At 52.4% G+C, this 23332-nt stretch carries 20 protein-coding genes; 4 read left to right on the forward strand and 16 right to left on the reverse strand.

The annotated features are described in order from the left end of the window. Nucleotides 1-158: 158 nt before the first annotated feature. Both CXIVA_RS03445 and CXIVA_RS03450 read right to left on the reverse strand, forming a co-directional pair. Nucleotides 159-1898, reverse strand: coding sequence for a [FeFe] hydrogenase, group A (locus tag CXIVA_RS03445; protein WP_013976634.1), 1740 nt, complete (start codon nt 1896-1898; stop codon nt 159-161). Then, a complete protein-coding gene (locus tag CXIVA_RS03450; protein ID WP_013976635.1) occupies nt 1892-3724 on the reverse strand; it encodes an NAD(P)-binding protein in 1833 nt (610 codons plus the stop codon). Before CXIVA_RS03450 ends, CXIVA_RS03445 begins: the two co-directional genes overlap by 7 nt. A gap of 373 nt (nt 3725-4097) precedes the next feature. On the opposite strand from CXIVA_RS03450, the gene CXIVA_RS03460 reads away from it, so the two are divergent. Further along, complete coding sequence (locus CXIVA_RS03460; RefSeq protein ID WP_013976636.1) at nt 4098-5078, forward strand: phosphotriesterase; 981 nt, start codon at nt 4098-4100, stop codon at nt 5076-5078. 75 nt (nt 5079-5153) lie between these two features. Then, nucleotides 5154-5663: a DUF1097 domain-containing protein gene (locus CXIVA_RS03465; RefSeq protein WP_013976637.1), complete on the forward strand. Its 510-nt coding sequence runs from the start codon at nt 5154-5156 to the stop codon at nt 5661-5663. A gap of 80 nt (nt 5664-5743) precedes the next feature. On the opposite strand, the gene CXIVA_RS03470 is transcribed toward CXIVA_RS03465, so the two are convergent. Next, the gene (locus CXIVA_RS03470) at nt 5744-6172 is read right to left on the reverse strand and encodes a hypothetical protein (protein ID WP_013976638.1); all 429 of its coding nucleotides are present in this window, start codon (nt 6170-6172) and stop codon (nt 5744-5746) included. 113 nt (nt 6173-6285) lie between these two features. Between CXIVA_RS03470 and CXIVA_RS03475 the strand changes: the two genes are divergently transcribed. Then, on the forward strand, nt 6286-6471 hold the full coding sequence (locus tag CXIVA_RS03475; protein ID WP_013976639.1) for a hypothetical protein: 186 nt from the start codon (nt 6286-6288) through the stop codon (nt 6469-6471). A gap of 665 nt (nt 6472-7136) precedes the next feature. Here the strand turns inward: CXIVA_RS03475 and CXIVA_RS03480 are convergent. The 5 genes from CXIVA_RS03480 to CXIVA_RS03500 all read right to left on the reverse strand — a co-directional run bounded on the left by CXIVA_RS03480 (nt 7137) and on the right by CXIVA_RS03500 (nt 13018). Next, nucleotides 7137-8564 (reverse strand): ISLre2-like element ISClsp4 family transposase, encoded by a 1428-nt coding sequence (locus tag CXIVA_RS03480; protein WP_013976641.1) that lies wholly within the window; start codon nt 8562-8564, stop codon nt 7137-7139. 251 nt (nt 8565-8815) lie between these two features. After that, nucleotides 8816-10141, reverse strand: coding sequence for an MFS transporter (locus tag CXIVA_RS03485; protein ID WP_013976642.1), 1326 nt, complete (start codon nt 10139-10141; stop codon nt 8816-8818). 40 nt (nt 10142-10181) lie between these two features. Then, the gene (locus CXIVA_RS03490) at nt 10182-10529 is read right to left on the reverse strand and encodes a cupin domain-containing protein (protein ID WP_013976643.1); all 348 of its coding nucleotides are present in this window, start codon (nt 10527-10529) and stop codon (nt 10182-10184) included. A 310-nt stretch (nt 10530-10839) separates the two neighbouring features. Then, nucleotides 10840-11805 (reverse strand): 3-hydroxyacyl-CoA dehydrogenase NAD-binding domain-containing protein, encoded by a 966-nt coding sequence (locus CXIVA_RS03495; protein WP_013976644.1) that lies wholly within the window; start codon nt 11803-11805, stop codon nt 10840-10842. A gap of 46 nt (nt 11806-11851) precedes the next feature. Then, nucleotides 11852-13018, reverse strand: coding sequence for a thiolase family protein (locus CXIVA_RS03500; RefSeq protein WP_013976645.1), 1167 nt, complete (start codon nt 13016-13018; stop codon nt 11852-11854). 263 nt (nt 13019-13281) lie between these two features. On the opposite strand from CXIVA_RS03500, the gene CXIVA_RS03505 reads away from it, so the two are divergent. After that, nucleotides 13282-14211, forward strand: a complete 930-nt coding sequence (locus CXIVA_RS03505) for a LysR family transcriptional regulator (protein WP_013976646.1) — start codon at nt 13282-13284, stop codon at nt 14209-14211. A 149-nt stretch (nt 14212-14360) separates the two neighbouring features. Here CXIVA_RS03505 and CXIVA_RS03510 read toward each other — a convergent pair whose 3' ends face one another. From CXIVA_RS03510 to CXIVA_RS03550, 8 genes are all read right to left on the reverse strand, one after another. Next, nucleotides 14361-15929 carry an FAD-binding protein gene (locus CXIVA_RS03510; RefSeq protein ID WP_013976647.1) on the reverse strand — a complete coding sequence of 523 codons (1569 nt, stop codon included), beginning with the start codon at nt 15927-15929 and terminating at the stop codon, nt 14361-14363. Continuing rightward, nucleotides 15926-16414, reverse strand: coding sequence for an NADH-ubiquinone oxidoreductase-F iron-sulfur binding region domain-containing protein (locus CXIVA_RS03515; protein ID WP_013976648.1), 489 nt, complete (start codon nt 16412-16414; stop codon nt 15926-15928). The genes CXIVA_RS03510 and CXIVA_RS03515 overlap by 4 nt, the downstream gene beginning before the upstream one ends. Then, nucleotides 16407-18539 (reverse strand): FAD-dependent oxidoreductase, encoded by a 2133-nt coding sequence (locus CXIVA_RS14465; protein ID WP_013976649.1) that lies wholly within the window; start codon nt 18537-18539, stop codon nt 16407-16409. The genes CXIVA_RS03515 and CXIVA_RS14465 overlap by 8 nt, the downstream gene beginning before the upstream one ends. Nucleotides 18540-18731: 192 nt before the next feature. Continuing rightward, complete coding sequence (locus CXIVA_RS03530; RefSeq protein WP_013976650.1) at nt 18732-19376, reverse strand: succinyl-CoA--3-ketoacid-CoA transferase; 645 nt, start codon at nt 19374-19376, stop codon at nt 18732-18734. Between the two features lie 14 nt (nt 19377-19390). After that, nucleotides 19391-20053, reverse strand: a complete 663-nt coding sequence (locus CXIVA_RS03535; protein ID WP_013976651.1) for a 3-oxoacid CoA-transferase subunit A — start codon at nt 20051-20053, stop codon at nt 19391-19393. A gap of 111 nt (nt 20054-20164) precedes the next feature. After that, a complete protein-coding gene (locus tag CXIVA_RS03540) occupies nt 20165-21046 on the reverse strand; it encodes an SDR family oxidoreductase (RefSeq protein WP_013976652.1) in 882 nt (293 codons plus the stop codon). Between the two features lie 64 nt (nt 21047-21110). Next, complete coding sequence (locus CXIVA_RS03545) at nt 21111-22133, reverse strand: enoyl-CoA hydratase/isomerase family protein (RefSeq protein WP_013976653.1); 1023 nt, start codon at nt 22131-22133, stop codon at nt 21111-21113. A 50-nt stretch (nt 22134-22183) separates the two neighbouring features. Continuing rightward, the gene (locus CXIVA_RS03550) at nt 22184-23197 is read right to left on the reverse strand and encodes an enoyl-CoA hydratase/isomerase family protein (protein ID WP_013976654.1); all 1014 of its coding nucleotides are present in this window, start codon (nt 23195-23197) and stop codon (nt 22184-22186) included. Nucleotides 23198-23332 lie beyond the last annotated feature (135 nt).

Below are 23332 nucleotides of genomic sequence, written 5' to 3' on the forward strand. Positions count from 1 at the left end.
ACCGAATTTGCCCGGCGGGACAGACAGCTCCCCGCCTTCCCGCAAAACCGTAAAAAGCGTCTGTCCTGTGTCCCGCCGGGCTGTTCCGGCTGCTTTCTGCCGCCGGAGGGCTGTCCGCCCGCCGGCTTTGTACACGGCCGCTGCTTCTGCTGCCGCTGTTACTTTCTCTGTTTTTCTCCCGGCATCTGCCATGCATGGTGATCCGTATGCAGAAGCTTATGGGAACGTTCGCTCAGCGGTGCGCCCAGATAATCCGCGTAAATCTTCCGGATCGACGGATTTTCATGGGAAAACCGCAGGTCTGTCTTCCGGTCAAAGGCATACAGAATCGGAGCCCGGGAAGCCGCCATCTCTTTTCCGTCATAGAAGGGCTGTCCGCCGCCGCCGACGCAGCCGCCCGGGCAGGCCATAACTTCTACAAAATCATAGGAAACCCGTCCCTTTTTCATCGCCTTCAGCAGACGGTCCGCATTGCCCAGCCCGTTGACCACGGCAATCTTTAATGGAATACCGGAAATCTCGAATTCCGCTTCTTTCCATCCGTCCATTCCCCGTACCGCGCAGAAAGCGTCCGGATCCGGATTTTCCCCGGTTGCCAGATAATAGGCAGAGCGCAGCGCCGCCTCCATCACACCGCCGGTCGCGCCGAAGATATTGCCGGCGCCGGACCCGAATCCCATCGGATCATCCAGCGGCACTTCTTCCAGCAGTTCCGGTTTGACATGCTGGGAACGGATCAGACGGACCAGTTCCCGGTTGGTCAGCACCACATCCACATCCGGATCCCCGCAGGCGTCATTCATAACCGGGATGTCGCTCTCCTGCTTTTTCGCCAGGCAGGGCATGATGGAAATGGAGAAGATCTTCTTCGGATCCAGTCCCTTTAACTGCGCCACATAGCTCTTGATCACGGCGCCAAACATCTGCTGCGGCGATTTCGCCGTGGACAGGTGATCCGTATACTCCGGATAATGGCTCTTTAAAAAACGCACCCAGCCCGGACAGCAGCTGGTAAACATCGGGAAGTCCCGTCTGCCTCCTTTGAGCCGTTCCAGGAATTCGGAGCCTTCCTCCATAATGGTAAGGTCTGCCGAAAAGTCGGTGTCAAAGACATAGTCAAATCCCAGAAACTTCAGTGTGGCGGACAGCCGCTCCATGCTGGCCTCCTCCGGAGAAAGTCCCAGCATTTCCCCCCAGGCGGCACGGATGGACGGCGCGATCTGAACCACCGTGGTGATCTCCGGATCATCCACCGCATTCACCAGACGGCCAATATCATCCCGCTCTTTCAGGGCGCCTACCGGACAGTGGGTAATACACTGGCCGCACAGCGCGCAGTCCGAATCCTCCAGGCTGTATACACCGCGCACATCCACCGCGGAACGGGCACCGGTCCCCACAATATCCCAGATCTGCGTGGCCTGGATCTTGTCACACACCTGCACACAGCGCATGCACTGAATGCATTTGGTGTAATCCCGGATCAGCGGGAAGGTCTCACTTCCTCTCTGCTCCGGAATATGCTTCTCAAAGGGCATCTCCTGGATATTCAGCTCCTTGGCCAGCTTCTGCAGGGAACAGTCTGTACTGCGGACACAGGTGGTGCAGTGGTCATTATGTTCTGACAGGATCAGCTGCACATTGGTCCGTCTGGTTTCCCGCGCTTTTTTGCTGGTGGTATGAATCACCATGCCGTCTTCCAGTATATTGTTGCATGCCGTAAACAGCTTTTCATGGCCTTCCACTTCCACCACACAGACTCTGCAGGCGCCCACTTCATTGATATCTTTCAGGAAACACAAAGTCGGGATCATAATTCCCACACTTGCCGCGGCGTCGAGGATCGTGGTCTTCTCCGGCACCTGTACCTTCTTCCCATCTATGACTGCATTTACCATTCCTGTTCCTTGCCTCCTTTTAAAATTCCGTATCCGAAGTGATCACAGTGCAGACACCGGCCGGACTCCTGATAAGCCTCTTCCTCCGACATCGCGCACTCCATCAGGCAGAAATCGTGAATCCGCTCCGCTGCCGGCCGCTCTGTCATCTCCACTCTGCCACGGGGATCATTGTCATTGAGCTGAATCACCGGCAGGTCGATTTCACACCGGATCTCGTGGTCATAGCCCAGATACTCATCAATATTGGCCGCTGCCACTTTGCCGCCGGCAATGGCCTGAATAACAGTGGCCGGTCCGGTCACACAGTCTCCGCCGGCAAAGATGCCTTCCGCATCCTTGACATCCGCGGAATCCAGCGCGTCAATTGTCCCTCGGTGCACCGGAATGCCGAATTCCTGGAAGGCGCTGGAGTCAATACCCTGGCCGATGGCCACCAGCACCCGGTCGCAGGCCCAGCGCTCTTCTGCGCTGTCTGCCGCTTCCGGCGCCGGGCGTCCGCCCCGGATGGCCCCTACTTTCTGCGGCTGTACCCAGAGGGCAGCCACCCTGCCTTCCGCGTCTTTTTCAATCCGCATCGGCGCGTTCAGTCCGCAGATCTCCACACCGTCCGCGATGGCGCCTTCCACCTCTTCTTCCAGCGCCGTCATATCCGCTTTTCTTCTGCGATAGGCCACGCGGACAGACTTCGCACCCAGACGGACCGCGGAGCGGGCCACATCCATAGCCACATTTCCGCCGCCGATGACTACGATATCCAGACCGGTAAAGTCCATGGGCATGCTGTCTCCAATAGAACGCAGCATTTCCACCGCGGAGATCACACCGGCCGCGTCTTCCCCTTCAATTCCGATCTTTCTGTCCTGATGCGCGCCGATGGACAGATACAGCGCGTCATTCTGTTCCTTCAGCTCCGCCAGAGAAATATCCCTGCCGATTCGAACGTCTGTCACCACCTGGAAGCCGGTGCTCTGAAGCGTCTCAATCTCCCGGTCCAGAATTTCCCGCGGCAGCCGGTAGGCCGGTATCCCGTAGCGCAGCATGCCGCCCAGCTGTTTTCTCTGTTCGTATACAGTAACCGTATGCCCCATCAAAGACAGATAATAGGCCGCGGACAAACCGGCGGGGCCTCCGCCTACCACAGCCACCTTTTTCCCGGTAGCTTCCGCCCGTTCCGGGATCACCGGATCTCCTTCCTGTTCCACCGCATAGCGTTTCAGACCGCGGATATTCAGGGCATCATCCACCATGGAACGGCGGCAGCGCGCCTCGCAGGGATGCTCACAGATCAGGCCGCACACCGCCGGAAACGGATTGTCCTGACGGATCAGCTGCACTGCTTCCGCGTATCTGCCCGCATGGATCAGGGAAATATATCCGGGCACATTGACGTGGGCAGGACAGAGGGACTGGCACGGCACCGGCTCCCGGCTCATCAGGGAACATCTGCCCTTCTGAATATGCTCCACAAAATCCTCCCGGAATCCCCTGACGCCCTTCAGCGCCATCCGGGCCGCCTCATAGCCGATGGCACAGTCTGCGCTGCAGAAGATCACCATGGCAGTCTTTTCGATCATGGCCAGTGTCTCCATGGTCCCTTTGCGGTTCAGCACCTGATTCACCAGTTCCTCCAGGCGCTGCAGCCCCACCCGGCAGGGAATGCATTTGCCGCAGGACTGGGCATGACTCATATGCAGAAACGCGGAAGTCAGTTCCACCGGACACAGTCCCGGCTGACTGGCCACAATCCGTCGTTCCAGATCTTTGTACAGTTCTTCCACTGTCTCCTGTGCCTTGTTCTTTGTCACAATTGTTAATCTGCTCATACGTGTGTTCTTTGCTCCTTCTCCTACTTTGTTGTTTTTTTGTCAATACATTATTTTTCTGTATAAATCAGGGAACGCCGAATCAGCGTTCCCCGATTGCTTCAGTAAAAGTTCTGAAAAAAAGTAAGGATGGTAAACTTTTTTGAGGATGGTAACTTTTTTTTCATTACTCTTTCTCTTTACAGGTTTTATTCTATGTTTCCCGCTCTGAAAAAGGAAATTCTGTTTGTGTATAACCGTCCGCACAATCCGCATAATCACTTAGCCCTAGCCGCTTGCCCCCCTTCCCTGCCCCTTGTTATACTGAAGACACCGGGAAGAAACTACCCTGCAGAAAGAAAACAACCCGTCATAATACTTATGGAGGATCAAAATGAAAACAGTTCATACCGTTACCGGTCCGGTTCCTGTATCCGAACTCGGGTCCGCGCTCATGCATGAGCATTTTCTTTACGGATACTGCGGCTACCAGGGAGACAGCACTTTGGGCGCCTTTCATGAAGACGAAGCCTTCCGCATCTGTCTGAAAGCAGCCGAAACGGCAAAATCCTACGGCATCAAAACCATCGTGGATGCCACCACCAATGAATGCGGCAGAAATGTGCGCTTTTTAAAACGCATCGCGGAAGCCGCTGATATCCATATTATCTGCTCCACCGGATTTTACTTTGAGCAGGAAAGCGCCTACGGCTACTGGAAATTCCGCAGTGCCTTCGCCAACATTGAAGATGAGATCGCGGAAATGATGATTACCGAACTTACCGAGGGCATTGAAGGCACCGGCATCCGGGCCGGCGTGATTAAGCTGGCTTCCAGCTTTCAGAAAATCACGCCCATGGAACAGCACTTTTTCCGTGCCGCTGCCCGTGCGCAGAAAGAAACCGGCTGTGTCATCATCACCCACACCCAGCAGGGCACCATGGGACCGGATCAGGCCCGCCTTCTGCTGGAAAACGGCGCCGATCCCGCCAAAATCGCCATCGGCCATATGTGCGGCAATCTGGACGTCGAGTATCATAAGCAGGTGCTTTCCCAGGGTGTATATGTCAACCTGGACCGCTTCGGCCTGGAAGGCGAACTTTTCCACACCCCGACGGACAGCCAGCGCGTGGACCTGATCGAGGCACTCATCGCTGCCGGCTATGAAGATAAGATTCTTCTGGGTCATGACAGCGTCAATGTCCAGCTGGGCCGTCCGAACATCATGACCGGCTTTATGAAGGAAGCCCTGAAAAACGCCAATATCGGCGATATCGGCCACCGGGTCATTCCGGATATGAAACGACGCGGTTTTACCGACGCCCGCATCCGCAAACTGCTGGAAGACAATCCCCAGCGTCTGTTCCAGGCCTGATCCGGCCGATTCCCGCAGCTGTCCGGCAGACAGCTGCTTTCTCTGTAACGGAATAACAATCAAGGAGGACAATCCATGAGCAGAAAAGCCATCTTCTGGTTTTCACTGTGGACCAGTGCATTTTCCGCACTCTTTTACTTTTTCTACAATTTCCTGCCCTTCGGTGTGGGATGGATGATGTTTGTCTGCCTGGGCGTATTCTTCGGCATGGGATTAAAGCCGAAAGATACCCCTGCGCTGCTTCTTTCTTCCTACTGCGGCATCGCCTGGGGATTATTTGATTTTCTTCTGATTTCCCTCTTTGCCCGCATGGGTATGAACGGCCAGGCATCCACGTTCCTGTCCATCGTCATCGGCACTACCATTACCATGTGCATTCACTTAGGGCCTCTGGGCAATACGCCGCTGCGGCATATGCCCATCATTTTCGCCGGGGTCTGCCTGACCTTTTCCCAGAATGGGAAAAATATTCTCGGTCTGGTGGTTACCTTTGCCTTCGGCCTGGCGCTCTGTGCGGTATGCTTTGCCGGACAGGCAGTATTTGTAAAAAAATTCCCGCTGGAACAGCAGGAACCGGCAGGATAAAAGATAAAGTGTTCGCTGTCTGCAGACAGATGCCCGGAGCACAGGAAAACGGCTCCGGGCATCTGTTTTTTATTGTTTTTCTATTTCTTTTCTGAAGGCTGACCGCCTCCATGCTTCCGGCGGATCCGGACGCAGAGCGCGGATCCTGCGCCAAGGGCCAGGAAAAAGATTCCGCATCCGATCTGACGGTTCGGCGTAATGCGCACTTTCTCTCCCTGATAGTCCACGTCCTGCTTCTGCAGGTCGGAGACATACGATTCATATTCCTTTTCCGTGCGGAACACCTGCCGGAAAGACTGGTTTTCTCCCTGGGTAACCGAATAAAACGTTCCGCGCGGCATAACCGCGGCGCAGATCAGCAGAGCTGCTGCAATCAGAAACGCCGCCACTGAATAGCGGAACCCGATTTTTTTCCTGACTGCCCGGACAGTTCCGAATACAATCATAAAAACAGCCGCTGCCGCTGAAAGAATGAGGCCGATCGCGTTTGCAATTAAAAAATTAAACATTGGTTATCCTCCCGTTGGTATTTCTACGTTTTTTATTATAAATAGACACATAAAAAATATACACAAAATCAGTATGCCTGGAATCCCTATCTGTATACTAAAATAAAAAAAGCATGGATATCAGTGATCGGGAAGTAACCGTCGGAAAACGCAGAGTTCGTGTATACTATCGTATAGAAGAATCCGGCAAACAGCGCCTTACTGATTTATTAGAAGACTATCGCAAAACTGCAAATGGAATCGAAAAAATCCTGTCCCGTTCACTTACCGATTACGAGGAAAACAAAGATGATAACTGAATAGATATCTGCCCTTGTCAACTACCCACGACCTAAAGGTCATGGGCTTGTAACTGCCCAGTCGTACTAACGACTTGCGTCTCCGACCTTTAACCCCAATAGATATTACTATCTAAAGTGGCGTTACATCATGGGGTGGCTGACAGCACCCTTTACGGTAGAGCTTGCTCTGCCGTAACTACGATTTTGTAGTTGTTGTTTGTACCAGGTACTAAAACTTCCCATGCAGTACAAACGTGGTGAACCTTAGTATATTTTACATAATGCTAGGATTTCACATTAAAACCTCATATATACTTTTCAAAGGACAAAGAGTGCCTCGTTCTGAGCCGGAACTAACGGTTTTCTCTTAAAATGGCTCAATATTATTATAACACAACAAGGCTCCTCCCACCACCTGAAGGTAGTGGGTTTCCGCCTATGGATACTGTCAAGTAATCGTTGGCAACCCACTCATACATTTCAACCGTACGTTCCGTCTTTATAAGGTGTGTATGAAAACACGCTGTGTTTTCTGCTCGCTGCATGCGCTTTTTCGCCCAGGCTCCTGCGCGAACTCGCCCTTTGGGCTCAAACATGCGCCCGCCTTCGCTGCTAGCATGCAGCTCCCTACGAAAGCCTCGCTATCGTTTTTCATTGCACACCATTATAACTTCCGGAACTGTTTAAAATCCTGCCATGGCCAAAAGTTTTCCCCGTTCCCCGGATGTCTTCCCTTCTAACGCAGTCATATGGCCAATAACCGGGTATTCGTATCCCTTTCCGATCTTCTTCCTGATCTGGCCTGCCTGCAGGATATCTCCTTTGATTTCTTCCAGTTTCTCTTTTTCAAATATCGGTATTCTCAGCTGCTCCGTTACTTCATAAAGCTTTCCGGAACATTTCTTCGCCAGGATCTTTGCCAGATGGTTACCGCCCTTGATGCTCCAGCTGGTATGGTTATGCTTCATTCTCCTGGCTATGACGCTCCAGATATGGTTCTCCATCGTCCCCATTTTTCTATAAATAAGTCCTTCCGGGCTTTCCGGGATTTCCAGCCCACGCTCCTGATATGGCAGTAGGCCATCCCTGTTGGAACGGAAGTAGCTGATCACTTCTTCCACCTTCTTTATGGATTCATCATCGTCCAGGCTGTCACGATATATTTCAAGATAAGCAAAAGTTTCCGCCACCTTATTCTCACGCAGCATTTCCATAACATCATGGATTGCTTTTGCATGGGGCAGGTTTTTCCGGATACTCTGGTTTCTGTGAAACGGATCCAGCTGGAACACCGTTTCCTTATCCTGCGTTTTCTTGATCCAGGAAGCTCCGTCACCATTCAGGAAGCGTAACTGAACCTCATCGAGGTTATACTCGGCAGCGATCATCGCCTCTCTTTTTTTCTGGAATTCGGAAGCCTTCTCAAATCCGGCAGTCACAACTTTTCCATCAAGAGAGTAGCGGTCGTTTCCCTCCGCTTTCCAACCATCATAGGCGATTGCTGCTTTCATTTCCGCTTTTGGGAAATGCCGTTTTTCTCGATCTTTTCCCTGAAGATTCAGCCATACACCATCAGCTTCTTCAAACAACACTGGAACTTCTTTTTCGCCTTTTACTTCTTGTTTCTTATTAGCTGCAACAAGTTCCCTCTCATCATTTTCCAGTTTTTCTCCAAGAGTCTGTATGATATTCCACACACCGGTATGGCTGATGGGGAGCCCTGTCATGTCGGAAACTTTGTTGGCACAATTCCGATAGGACATCTCTGTGATGGATGAAACCATGAGTTCCACACAATTCTCTGAAACCAGGCCGACACGGTTCATCTTCAGATTTTCATCCAACAGATAGACATAGTGATTTTCACCATACTCATCCCTGGTCCTGTACACATACCTGTCATAAGGCACGTCTCCATAGACCGTTTTGATAGATGTGTGGCGCGTCCCTTTGTCACGGAGTTCGGATGTATCTCTGCTGTCATGCAGGTATTTATCATACTGCTGGAGTATCTCTTGGGTCAGTGCGACGCCAAGGTCGCAAACAAATCTGAAAATCTCCTGCTCTAATTCCTTGAAAGTTACGCCCTTTTCCTCTATCATAGTATTCATCATACAGATCCTTTCGTATGTATTCTTAGCAAAATAAATACTAATGGTTTTCTGTATGATATGGAAGGGGCTTCGGCCTCTTCTTTTTGTTTTTGCCAACTAAAATTTTACTCTATGCCGCCTATGACAAACGAAAGGAGTTAATTTATGAAAAAACCGAAACAGGGACCGCCGCCCCACGACAGTCCCTGTTTCGGTTTTGAGAAATAGGTATATGTTATATATAGTAAAAGGTTGGATAATTACATGATTTACTGTGCCTTTGCTGCCTGCTCGTCAATCTCTTTTTCCATGCCGCCCACAGCAGCCACCACTTTGACACCGATGAGCATCAGTCCTCCGGCCAGGGCGATCAGCGCGAACACTACATACGGCACGGTATAGCCGCCGAATGCGGAGCGGAGGATTGCCAGCAGTACGAAGGAGCAGGATCTGACGATACCCACAATCATGTTCAGTACACTGTAGCAGATCGGGAAGTCTCTTCTTCCGTATACCAGCGCTGCCATAGACGGAGCGAAGTTGCCGTTGCCGCCAATGCCTGCGCCCAGCATTACGATGCCGATGACCATGATGATATTATTCGGGGACAGCAGCAGCAGAATGCCGATGCAGTACCAGATGCCGAAGAGAATCGATGCCTTCTTTGTACCGACCTTCTGATCGACAATTCCCCAGATGATCGAGCCTACCACGCCGATTACCGCAGCAATGGTAATGATATTCAGGGATGTCTGCAGGCTGTAGTGTTTTACGGTCATGAAGTAACCGGCAAGCTGAGACATGATTCCCACGGTTGCCAGGCCGAAGAACCCATAGGCGATTCCAAAGATCCAGGTCTTGGGATTTTTCAGCGCTTCGCCGTATCCAATCTCACTGCTTCCCTCCAGCGCTTTTTCTTCTTTCTGAATCAGCTTGGCGATCTCCGGATCATTGTCCGGATAGCATCCTGCTTTTTCCGGTGTGTCCTTGATAAAGATCGCGGTCAGAATACCAACGATAATAATCACACAGCCCATGATCGTAATTGCCACGGCAATGTTGGAACGGCTGCTGAGCTGATTTAAGATCTGGCTGATCAGCGCGCTGGCCAGATTCATACCGATGGTTGTAAAGCCCATGATGACACCCTTTTTGGTGGGGAACCAGTTGGTGCAGATGGACAGACCCAGGGTCAGGGCAAATGCATTGATCAGTGCCACCATGGCAACCAGGAACACTGCGTACAGCGCGATGGTCGGGGCGTTGCCGTAGCAGATCGTGGCAGCGCCGGCTGCAAACATGGTAATGACCATGACACGTTTCAGTCCGAACTTCTTCGCCAGTCCGCCGAAGATTACAACAATGAATAAAGCGATAATCGATGCCGGTGTGGAAATCGACAGGACCGCGTTGGGATCCCAGCCGCGGTAAGCGGCGATCTGCGGAACGATGATATTCAGTCCGTCTACTGTCATACCGGTCATAAAGAAGAACCATACGACCTGGTAGATCACTACGGTCCATCCCTTCCGACCGAAGTTGTACATTCCGGTAGAAGGCTTTGTATTTCCAAATGTTGGTGTTTTGTCAGCCATTATATTTCTCCTCCTGAATCAGATTCTCCCAAATTCCGATTTACTGTTTTGGCAGCGGGCTCGCAATGACCAGCATCGTTGCCGGATAATTCTGCTTATTCAGAATCTGCTTGCCTTCACCTGCCGCAAAATGCATGGATTCATGTTTCTTCAGAACGGTGATCTCCTCCCCGTTCTTATCCATAATGGTCATTTCGCCTTCAAGAATGAAATATACCAGTTCTACCGGCGGCTCTACATACTCGGTTCCGCCGCCCGGAAGGAAATGGGACATCCCCAGTGAGAACGCATTGCATCCGTTATCGGCGCCATGCAGACGAATTGCCCGCATGTCAAAATGTCCCGGCGCGTTATAAGCAAGGGACTTATTCACCTCAACTTTGTTCATTCCGTAAATCTCCTCTCAATCTTCGTTAGATCAACCACTTTTTCATCAGAAACGAATACAAGAATGCAAGGCCTTCATAAACACTCATATCTTTTCTTTACAGATATTCTAGCAATACGGGTTACCAAACGGAAATGCCGACTGAATCACTGGTTATAATCAAAACGCATAACCGTTTCTCCAAATTTTTCAGGTGATATTGTGCATTTTAAACAAAGCGCTTGCGTATCATCCGAAAAAAACAGCGGTATGAACGATGGTTCCGTTCAGACCGCTGTTTCCTATCAGTTATTATCTCTTCTCTGTTTTGTTACAGTTTGTGATGCAGTTTCAGGATATCGATGAGCATCTCATCCCGGTATTTGCTGCAGTGCGCATTGTCATGGCCGATATAATCCGGGAAATTCTTCATCATTTCATCGACTGATGCCTGGGCGATTTCGCCGTATTCCTTGTTCGGCATATGTTTCCAGTCTGCCATATCTGCCAGCCATTTGTCTCCGCCGTCTCCAAGCATCTCCATCATGCCTTTCAGTCCGCCCGGATTGCCCAGCTGCATGATCATGTTATGGCCGAAGATGGCCCAGCGGATACCGGGGCCGTATACCAGGGCCTTATCCGCGTCTTCCGCGGTGCAGACGCCGCGCATAACCAGGTCAATCATCTCACGGTATACTGCCAGCTGCAGACGGTTGGCAATAAAGCCCGGGCACTCTTTATTCAGTACTACTGCTTCCTTGCCGATGGACTGGTAAAAATCTTTGGCCAGCTGCAGATTCTCTTTGGATGTTTTCGGGGAATATGTCATTTCCACCAGCGGAATCAGATGGGGCGGATTGTAGGGATGACCGCCGACACAGCGTTCCGGATGCACTGCATTTGCCACAATATCAGAGATCAGCAGGCCGGAGGTGCTGCTGGCATAGATTGCGTCTGCCGGGCAGGCTGCCTCGATCTGGGCCAGTACCGACTGTTTGATCGGCAGACGTTCCGGTCCGTTTTCCTGAATGAACTGTACATCTGCCACTGCCTCTTCCAGTGTCGGATAGGTGGTGACACGATCCAGAATCGCCTGGCGGTCCGCCTCTTCCAGGGCGCCGTTTCCCACCAGTGTATCAATATTGCTGTTCATCTTGTCCTTTGCGGCATGCATAACGTCTTCCACCACATCAAACAGATGCACTTCCTTGCCTTTCATGGCAAACAGGAGCGCCCAGCTCGCGCCGATGACGCCGCATCCGATCACAGCTACTTTTTTAATATCTTTTGCTTCCATGCTTCCGATCCTTTCTTTCGTTTTTCAGCCACACGAATTGTAACGCTTACAGCAGCTCAAAGATACCGGCCGCGCCCATGCCGCCGCCGATGCACATGGTTACCAGCCCGTATCTGCCGTTGTTGTCCTGCAGATAATCCAGGGCTTTGCAGGTTAAGAACGCGCCTGTGGCGCCCATGGGATGACCCAGTGCCATCGCGCCGCCGTAGGGGTTTACTTTCTTCGGATCCATCTTCAGCTCACGGATGCAGGGAATTGCCTGTGCCGCAAATGCCTCATTCAGCTCGATGACATCCATGTCATCAATGGTCAGTCCTGCCCGTTCCAGCGCTTTCGGCACTGCGTGAATCGGGCCCAGTCCCATCATTGTGGCATCGCAGCCGGACACTGCGAAAGATACCAGCTTCGCGATGGGTTTCGCGCCGCATTTTTCTGCTTTTTCCTTTTCCATCAGCACCACAAAGGCTGCCGCATCGGAAGTCTGGGAAGAAGTAGCCGCTGTTACTGTGCCGCCTTTTTCCTCCGGAATGAAGCAGGTCTTTAATGTGGACAGTTTTTCCAGATTCGTTCCCTTCCGGATTCCCTCGTCTTCTGTCACAGTTTTTTCATTGCCGTTTTCATCTTTTACCGTCACCGGGATAATGGAAGGCGCCAGCTTGCCTGCTTCCTGGGCTGCTGCTGCCTTGGCATGGGATTCCACTGCCATCTGATCCATTTCTTCCCGTTTGATTCCGTATTTCTTAACAATGTTCTCAGCAGTAATTCCCATGGCCATATACGCGCCCGGCGCATGCTCATTCAGCCACGGATCCTGATATTCTTCCGGATACGGTTCAAAGGTATCGCTCATGTCTTCCACACCGCCGGCAATGATCACATCTCCCTGATTCATGGCGATGGCGTTGTTTCCGGTGGCGATGGCCTGCAGTCCTGAGGAGCAGAACCGGTTGATGGTATGCCCTGCCACATTCTCCGGAAGTTCCGCCCGGGCCACTACGCTCTTGGCAATGTTCATGGATGTGGTCTTGTGCTGTACCGCGCATCCCATGATTACGTCTTCGATATCCGCCGGATCCAGTCCCTCTACCCGGTCAATCACACCTTTCAGTACCTGCGCGGAATACTCAATGGGATGGGTATCCTTAAAAGATCCTTTGAATGCTCTGCATACCGCGGAACGGCCATACCCCACAATTACTGCTTCTCTGCTCATAAAAAAAGCTCCTCCTTCTATCTTCTCTTTATGAATCATTGATCTGCAAATACGGATCGTAGTTACAGAAAGTTTTTCTATAATGAATCCTATCACACCCCATTTTTTTGTTGAAATACTCCTTCCACGGGCTGTTATACCAAAACAGCATAACAGATCCCTTCGATTAGAACTCTGTATGTTTCTGTGCTATAATAAGTCATTGTGAAAGAATGAACGAAAGTGTCTGCGACAGACCGAACAAAAGTTGGAGGAATCACTTTATGGATGTTAATCGACTAAAGGAGTTTATCGTTCTGGCCGACTGTCTGAATTACAGCAAGGCAGCCAACCAGCTTTACCTGACTCAGCCGGTTTTAAGCAGGCATATTCACGACCTGGAAGAGACGTTCGGCGCCCAGCTGTTCGTCCGGGACACACACAAAGTGGAGCTGACCGACATCGGCAGGCTTGCGGCCGACGAGCTCAGCAATGTAGTCAGTGCCTACGACGCTGCCATCCACAAGATCAAACAGGCCAGCGCTACCGCCAACGGCTCCATCCGGGTAGGGTTCCTCGGTCAGGCAGTGAAGCCTTTCATCACACAGTTTACCCATTATTTCAAAGACCGGCATCCCCTGATAAAAACGGACTATCTGGCTTCCAACCTGGATCTGCTGATCGACGCAGTCAATAATGATGAGCTGGATCTGGCCTTTATCACACACCTGGATACCACGATGTTCAAAAATCTGGCCTACCGGCATGTGATGGATGACAAGCTCTGTGTCATCGTTCCCGTAGCCCACCGGCTCTACAACCGGGACAGCGTCTCCATCCGGGACCTGGACAACGAGCCCATGATCGCCTTCAACCCGGAGACCAATCCCCATACGGCGCTGTTTCACGAAAAACTGTTCAAAAAATTCAACTCCAGGCTGAATGTGGTGCACACGGTCAGCAATGTGGACTCCGGTCTGTTTTACACCAGTGTAGGATCCGGCTGTTTCATCATTCCCCGGCACCTGTCCGACCTGGCCAATGATATCCGTGTGATTCCCATCAGTGATCCGGATGCTGTGATTTCCCTGCATCTGATCTGGAAGAAAAGCAACACCAAGGATACGCTCCACCTCTTCATCAATGAATTTACCACCTTTTTCCGGGAGCAGGGAGAAGACCTGGCGGAACAGGCGGAAGCGTCATCCCTGTAACAAAAGAACAAACCGCCGGCTGCGGCAGAAGGAACTTCCGGGTACCCGTTTTACTGAGTTTTCAGTATATAAAGGGGCCCGGCAGATGCTCCTTTGCGGCAGCCGGCGGTTTTTTACTGACCTGTTATGGTTTTTCTCTTTTTTCCGGTTTACTCTTCCGGATCGATAAATTCATCGGAATCCATATAGGCCACGGCCTCCATGCCGGCGATTCGTCCGGAGTTAATCGCGTAGGACATGGTGGAACCCGGATTGTAGAAGCAGTAAGAGTCCGCGAATACGGTAGCGGTATCATTGCCGCAGGCATACAGCCCCGGAATCGGATCGAAGTCATCCTTCAGCACTTCCATATTTTCATTGACTTCCAGGCCGCCCAGGGAACCGTAGCCGGACGGAAAATGCCGCGCCACATAATACGGTGCTTTCAGGAGCGGTTTCAGGAACCGGTGATCCTTGGTAAATTCCCAGTCATAGCCCCGCTGGGAGCCGTTGCACATTTGATTGTATTCCTCAATGGTCTTTACCAGGTTTTTGTAATTGATTCCTGTGGTTTCACACAGCTCTTCTATAGTGTCAAATTTCCAGAAGTTCGTCTGTCCGGATTCCTGGTCATCCATTCCTTCGTGAAGAGCCGCCAGACCGGTGGCTTCAATCCCCTTGTGGTTCAGATACAGATCCAGCTCCTCGTCCCACTTGTCCATGGTTTTGATCCCGTGATGGTACGTGATATAATCCAGCCCGTGGGCTTTGTAATAATCCACGATCGTGGAATCGATAATGGTGAATCCGGTATGCCCCTTCTGCTGCAGCAGGGCGTTGCCGGTATAGGTGGTGTTGTCCATAATCTCTTCATTGATGAACCGCTTGCCCTGCAGGTTCACCATCAGGTTCGGCTGCCGCATGGTCTCTGAGAGGGTTTTGAATATGTCTGTCGTACCCGGCGTATTATAAGTAACCTCCATATTGATCTTCGCCTGTTTCGCGCCGATCTTCCAGGCCATATTCAGGCCATCGCCGTCGATTCCTGGAATACGGAAGGTAAACATATCCTTGCCCCATTTCCATCCCATATACTTGTAGATCATATCCACATTGTTCCCAATGCCGCCAGTCGCCACAATGACCGCGTTGCAGAGGCATTCGATTTCCTCTCCGTTCTCATCCACCGCACGGACGCCGCGCACCTGTCCTTTGGATCCGACTAAAATCTCTTTGACCGGTGTATTGAAATAGATTTCCGCGCCGATTTCACCGGCATATTCTGTCAGGATCCGGTTCATAATGGAGGCGGAGCGCTCCGAGGGTTTATTGGATCCCGGCGCCTTTACCATATGCTGGGTGCAGTGGGAATTTTTGAAATATTTGTATACACCGAGGAACTCCACCCCTTTGTCCTGCAGCCATGTAATGGTATCCGCGGACTGTTCAAACCAGCGGCGCACCAGCCGGGCGTTGGAACGCCAGTGGACATATTCCATGAAGAAACGGAAGGCGTCATCCTTGGTAAAATCATTGACCATCGCCTCTTTCTGCAGCTGTGACTCAAAGGCCAGCATGGCCATACCCATATTGGCCGCCCCGCCGCTTGTGCCTGATTTTTCAAAAGCTACCGCCACACCGCCTCCGGTGGCGTTTAAGGATTCCTGGGCCTGTGTCACGGCCGCCAGCCCTGACATGCCGCAGGCGATTACTGCTACATCTGCTTCCATCTGTTTCATGCGTTTGTCCTCCTTCTGCGTCTTCTTACACCGCCTTCCGGTACTGCCACAGCCGGTGTTTCTTTGATACACCCCTGGCATACCCGGTAGTTACATTTTTTTCTTGTTACATGCATGCGCCAGTCTTCCGGATGCTTTTTCAGCAGTGCCAGAATCTCCCGAGCCGCGTTTTCCGATAATACGCAGTCCGCGCATGTCCCGATGACCTGCAGCAGTTCCTCCAGCATCGGCAGATCATCCGAAGAGCCTGCGCCGTTTGCGATATCCCGCAGGATCAGCAGAATCTGCCGCATACCGTCCCTGCACATCACACCCTTGCCGCATCCGGCTTCCACGGTCCGTTCCGCGATCTGCCGCGCCAGATCCACCGGACAGATTCCCGTACCCTGCGCGGCTCCCGGCTCCGCCGTCTGCCGGCCGGCTGCACCGGCCTGGGCCAGCAGGTCCTGGAGCACAGCATCGCTTTGATTGCAGATTTTATCCACGTCTGTTTCCTCCCTTCTGATATTCGGTCCACAGTTTTACGGGATGCAGATCACAGCGCAGATCACACTGCAGGCAGCGTTCTGCCTCACAGACCGCCTGGCTGTCCGTAAAGGCCCGTTCCGTCTCTCCGCTGTTCAGACGGTCGCCGCATGCCACCGCGTCCGGATGTTCCCGTTTCCGGAAAGCAAATCCTTCTTCCCTGCCAATCTCCGGATTATGGGGTTCCCGCTGATACAGGACTTCTTCGATATCGCCGTTTCCGCCCAGATACCGGTCACATTCCGATGCTGCCTCCCGGGCGCCGGCAATGGCTTCGATCACCGACCGGGTGCCGGTTACCACGTCTCCGGCCGCAAACACCTGCTCCTGCATGGTCTGATGGGTGCCTTCCCGAAGTATCGGATAGCCGTAAGCATTCAGTTCTACGCCAAACCCTTCCGGAATATCTGTTTTCTGTCCCATTGCAAAAATCACCAGATCTCCGGGTTCCAGCGCTTCGGTACCCGGAATCTGCTCCACCCGGAGGCCCTCCGGCTCGAAGGAAAATCCGGAGATTTCCGCATAACGCAGACCTTCCAGGGCCTCCGGTGTTCCTGCCAGTTCCAGATTCACGGTGGAATTGTGCAGCACAATTCCCTCTTCCGTGCCCTGAAGGATCTCTTCCTCATCCGCAAGCATTTCCTCTCTGCTTTCCAGGCAGAACATGGACACTTCCGCGCCCAGACGCACGGCCGTCCTTGCCGCGTCAAAGGCTACATTTCCGCCGCCCAGCACGATGACCTTTTTTCCCGCACAGTCTGCGGAATCTGCGCCTTCCGCAGCCTGATACAGGAATTCTGCCGCAGTGATCGTATGGCCCTTTTCCGCTCCGGGAAGGGGCGCCTGCTTTCCCACCGGGGTTCCCATGGCCAGAACCACCGCGTCACAGGATGCTTTCAGTTCATCCAGGCATTCGATCCGCACCCCGGTCCGCAGTTTCACCCCGCTGTGGAGAATATCCCTGATTTCCGCCTGCACCTCCTCCCGGGGAAGCCGGTAGGCCGGGATTCCATACTGGAGATATCCGCCGGCCGATGCGTGCTGCTCGTATACCGTCACGTCATGCCCCTGCTTGCGCAGATACAGCGCAGCGGTCATTCCTGCCGGTCCGCCGCCCACCACGGCCACTTTCTTTCCGGTATCCGGATTCTGCCGAACGTTCGTTTTCCATGTTTCCTCTTTGGCTGCATTTACCGCGTAGCGCTTGATATTGCGGATGGACAGCGGATCGTTCAGGCCGTTCCGTTTGCAGGCAGCCTCACAGCGGCGGGTGCAGACGCGGCCCAGCGCTTTGGGAAAGGGAAGCTTTTCGTGAATCACAGCAGATGCCTCTTCTGCCCGGCCGGCTGCCGTCAGGCGCAGATATTCCGCAATGTCCGTATGGGCCGGACACTCTGCCCGGCAGGGCACCAGTCCGGTTCTGCCCGGAAGTGTTTTGTCAAAAACGCCCTCCGCGTCCTGCAGCGCGCCGGTGGGGCAGACTTCCACGCAGGCGCTGCAGAACCTGCAGTTCGCTTCCGCCAGCGCCCGGTCTTCCTCGGTTCCCACATAGATTTCCGCGTTTCCCTCTGCCTTGTTCAGCTTCAGGATCCCCACGCCCCGCACATCCCGGCAAACTCTGACACAGCGCTCACACTGAATGCAACGTTCCATTTCGCGGATGATCAGCGGGTTATTTGTATTGATTTTCGTAGTGGTCTTCGTGACCTCACGCATTCTGCCATGGACAGAATTGGTATACTGCATCATTGCCTGAAGCTCACATTTCAGATACATCTTGCAGGACGTACAGTCATGGGGATGCCCCGCCAGCATAAATTCCATGACCACCCGGCGGATATGCTCCAGATTCTCACTCTTTGTCGTAACTTCCATGCCCTCCTGCACCGGAAGCGTACAGGAAGTCACAACGCCTTCCTGCCCAGCGACTTCCACCACGCAGAGCTTGCAGGCCCCGATGCTTTCCAGATCCGGGTGGGAACAGATATGGGGAATATAGATTCCGGCCTGCAGCGCGGCTTTCAGGACAGAGGTCCCTTCTTCCGCCGTTACCGGAATTCCGTCAACGGTTACCGATACTTCCATCGAACAGCTCCTTTCTCCTTTTTTGCTGTCTGACTGCAGAAAAAAAGAAGGCATACTTTACAGACTGACGCCGCTGCCCCCGGTCTTGCTGAAAGACCGCGGAATCGCTGTGTCAGCCGGTAAAAGCAGCCCCGCTCTTTTCTGCTGTAAAATTGTCCTTCCGGCTGAGACGGCCGGTTTGCCGCTGTCTTTTTACTCTTCCATGACAGCGATGTCATCCGGAATGATCAGCTTCGGTTCTACCTGTTCCTGAATCTGTTCCGGCGTAATGCCCTGGCGCACTTCCCGCAGCACCAGTCCCTCCGGCGTCACATCGATAACGCACTGTTCCGTCACGATGTGATCCACGCAGTGCAGCGCTGTCAGCGGAAAGCTGCAGGTATTGACGATTTTCGGTTTTCCCTGTTTTGTCGTCAGTTCCATGGCCACAATGACCTGCTTGGCCCCGTTGCACAGATCCATGGCGCCGCCCATGCCAAACGCGCGCCCCGGACTTGCCCAGTTGGCCAGATCGCCCTGCTCGGATACCTGCAGACCGCCCAGTACCGTAGCCGCCAGACGGCCGCTGCGGATAATCGCGAAGGAATATGCGGTATCAAATACCGATGCGCCCGGCATCGGCACAAAGGGTCTGGAGCTGGCGTCTGCCGAACGGTCCGTCACCATCACATCGGTAGCGGTGTCACCCACACCGATCAGCCCGTTTTCTGTCTGAAACATGACGCCTTTTTCCGTATAGTCCGAACACAGACTGGGGATTCCCACGCCCAGATTGACCACATCACCGACCTTAAAATATTTTGCTGCGCGTTTTGCGATAAAAGCTCTGTTATCCATGATGTATCCCTCCTTTACGCCAGAATCATATCTACAAAAATACCGGGTACCCGCACTTCATCCGGCGCGATCTCAGAGATATCGCACAGATGATCGCACTCTACGATGGAAAGATCCGCCGCGGTCGCCACAATCGGGTGGGAAGCTGTGCCGGTGCCCCGGTAAGCCAGGTTGCCGATGACATCCGCCCGCCGGCACCGGGTAATCGCGATATCCGCCCGCAGCGGCTCTTCCAGCAAATACTGCTCGCCGTTTACCGTAATGATCTGCTTGCCTTCTTCCACTACCGTACCCAGTCCGGTTTTGGTCAGCACGCCGCCCAGTCCGGCGCCGCCGCAGCGCAGCCGTTCCATAAATGAGCCCATGGGCGCCAGTTCCGCCTGAATCACACCATTCATGATTTTCTCAGACGTTTCCGGATTGGTTCCCACATGTGTGGTTACCAGCCGGTCGATTCTGCCTTCATGCACCAGCCTTCCCACGCCTTTGTTCGGGTCGCCGGTGTCAATGGAATACACCGTCAGATGCTTTGCGCCGCTTTCAATAATGCACTCAATCAGACGCCAGGGATAATTGCATCCGGCCTGGCCGCCGATGGCAATCGTCTGCCCGTCCTTAAAACAGGAGATGATCTCTTCCCGTGTTTTTACTTTTCCTTTATCCGCACATCGATCCATATACTGCTCCTCGTTTCTCCTATTCCGCCTGTTTTTTTGTTTCTCTGTTTGAAAAAAGGGCTGTTGCAGTACAACAGCCCTATCATACGCATACTTACCGATTTGCGCCCATCATGATGTAGCTACCAGGCCGCCATCCGGGTAGATGGTGGTTGCAGTTACCATATCGGATGCTGATGATCCCAGGAACAGTGCCGGTCCGACTACATCGATTTCGTAACCGATACGCTCTGCCGGAAGAGATGCAGCAATACCGTTACGTACCTTTTCATCCGGAGGCAGAAGGCCTACCATCATAGGGGTATATGTGATTGTCGGTCCAATCGCGTTAACCTGGATGTTCGGACGAAGGTCTACCGCAAATGCCTTTGTCAGCATTTCAACCGCGCCTTTGGTGGTATTGTAAGCTACATTTCCCATACCGCCGTTGGCTACCACACGGATTCCGCGGACAGAACCGAAGTTGATGATCTTTCCATAACCATCTGCCGGTGTTTCCTTGCCGTGCTCGAAATCTTTCTCGTCATAGACTTTGCCGTCTTCTGTATTGTGTTCTTTCATCCAGTTGCCGAAGTAACGGTTGGTGTACATTAAAGATGTGATGTTTGTATTCAGCATTGCTTTCCAGAACTCGGTATCAATCTCCCAGGAGAACATCTTCTTGTTGATTCCCTGCGCGTTTACCAGAATGTCGCATCCGCCGATTCCTTCTTCGCTGACTGCATAGTCACGGGCAGCGATAACTTCTTCTTCCACACCTGCGTCGCATGCGTAATAGGTTACTTTTACGCCGTCCGCAGCTTTGGCTTTGATTTCCTCTACTGCTTTCTTTAACGCTTCTTCCCGACGGGACATAATGATTACGTCTGCGCCGTTTGCAGCGTAGCCTTCTGCGATTGCTTTGCCGAATCCGCCGGCGCCGCCGAAGATTACCGCTTTTTTGCCGGCAATATCAAACATTTTTGTTAAATCACCATCATATACTTTTGGCATGATTGTTCCTTCTTTCTATAAAAAAGCTGTTTCACAATAAAGCACTATGGGTATCTGCAGATTTTTATTTATCTGCCGGTTTCGGACGATACGGTTTGATCGTCTTTAATTCAAACGGGTTTTCTGCTTTTCCGGCTTCTACGTCCTTGAACCACTCAAACGGTTTGGTACGGAATCCGGCCCAGCTTTCCCGTGTCGGAGGCTGCTGCATCCAGTCGTTCTGATATCTCCAATCATTTGTCTGGCTGATGTACTTCTCATCCTGCTGGCCGGCGTTGGTATCACCCATCTCGCCTGCAGCCACACGCAGAAGAGAACCGTACTGCTCACTTACAGTATGCAGTTTCAGATCTTCTACGAAGAGTTTCTTCAGCGGGCGTTTTGCCAGGTTGGACATGATGGTACGGTTCTCGTACGGCATGGTCTTCCACATCCGGGCGATTTCCCAGGCACGGTCCAGTACAGTTCCCTTCGGAACGACTTCGCTGACCATACCCCAGTCAAGCATCTGCTGAGCGGTCCACTGACGTGCGGTCATTGTGTAGTAATTGCCGCGCTTGGTTCCGAAGAAATGCTGTGCCATCAGGCCCATGCCGTCGCCGGGTACCAGTCCGCCGTGTGCGTGGGGAACTTCCATCCAGGTATCTTCGCTTGCCAGTGTCACATCGCACAGCATTGCGGAATCCCAGTGGAATCCGGGTCCCGGAATCGCGCCGATGGTGGGTACATCCAGGTCGAATACCATGTTTTTGATCAGGTTGGTGTCATCAAAGTACTGATGCTGGAAACGCTCTTTCGGAAGTTCGGAGTAGGTCTCCCATCCGTTGGGGTCCGATTCTGTCATCCAGCTGTCGCCCAGATGGGTGAAAATGATGATCTCATTTTTGTAATCCAGAGAAATCACTCTGGTCAGCTGGCTGCAGGCACGGTGGGACATGCCGCTGTGGCACATCTGATGGTCATTGGTCTTCCATGTTACCTGAAGGATTCCGTCTTCCCTGTAAAGGTCCGCGAAATCCTTGAACCACTCTTTGTACTCTTCCAGTTCCGGAAGCTTCACATAATCTGCTAAAGGTTTGTTTGCCATGTTCCCTCTCCTTGTTTCTATAAAAAAAGTATTACTTTAGTTCCCGCTGTTTAGAATTTGTACCAGTCCGGTTCGTTGCTGTGTTCAAATTCATAGGGGTTTTTGATCTCTCCCCGCTGAACTTTCTCCCACCATTCGCCGGCCCGTTTCGGCATGCCGCGCCACAGTTCTTTTGTCATCGGCTGTTCCATATCTTTGGTGGCATAGCGATAATCATTCACACGGCTGATATATTTCTCATCCTGCTGGCTGGAATTTTCATCTCCCAGATCTCCGGCTGCCACGCGGAGCATGGAGCCATACTGTTCGCTGACGGTGTGGAGCTTCAGGTCTTCCACGAAGAGTTTCTTCAGCGGACGTTTCGCCAGGTTGGACATGATGGTACGGTTTTCATACGGCATGGTCTTCCACATCCGGGCGATTTCCCAGGCCCGCTCCACTGCCTGCCCTTTCTTCACCACTTCGCTGACCATTCCGTAATCCAGCATATCCTGCGCGGTAAACTGGCGGGTGGTCATCATGTAGTAGTTGCCCCGTTTGGTTCCGAAATAGTGCTGTGCCATCAGGCCCATGCCGTCTCCCGGTACCAGTCCGCCCTGTGCGTGGGGCACTTCCATCTTGGTGTCTTCTGTGCAGATGGTCACATCGCACAGCATTGCGGAATCCCAGTGGAATCCGGGTCCCGGAATCGCGCCGATGGTGGGTACATCCAGGTCAAACACCATGTTTTTGATCAGGTTGGTATCATCAAAGTACTGATGCTGGAAACGCTCTCTCGGAAGCTTGGAATAAGTCTCCCATCCGTTGGCATCCGATTCGATCATCCAGTTGTCACCGATATGTGTGAAAATGATGATCTCGTTTTTGTAATCCAGGGAAAGTACTCTGGTCAGCTGGCTGCAGGCACGATGGGACATGCCACTGTGGTGCATCGGTCCGTCATTGGTTTTCCATGTCACCTGAACGATACCGTCTTCCCGCTTCAGATCCGCGAAATCCCTGAACCACTCTTTGTATTCATCAAATTCAGGCAGTTTCACGTAGTCAGCTAAAGGCTTCGCCATAAGTGTTCCTCCTTGCTTTCACATTTACTCATTGTCAGAAAAAACGCTCTTTTTGAATTGATTATTGGTCATTTCTTAACCTGAGCACAGTATAGCATCAGCAAGATGTACAAGTGAAATTCCCCTTTGCCGCCT

Source organism: Clostridium sp. SY8519 (genome assembly GCF_000270305.1).
Taxonomy (GTDB): domain Bacteria; phylum Bacillota; class Clostridia; order Lachnospirales; family Lachnospiraceae; genus SY8519.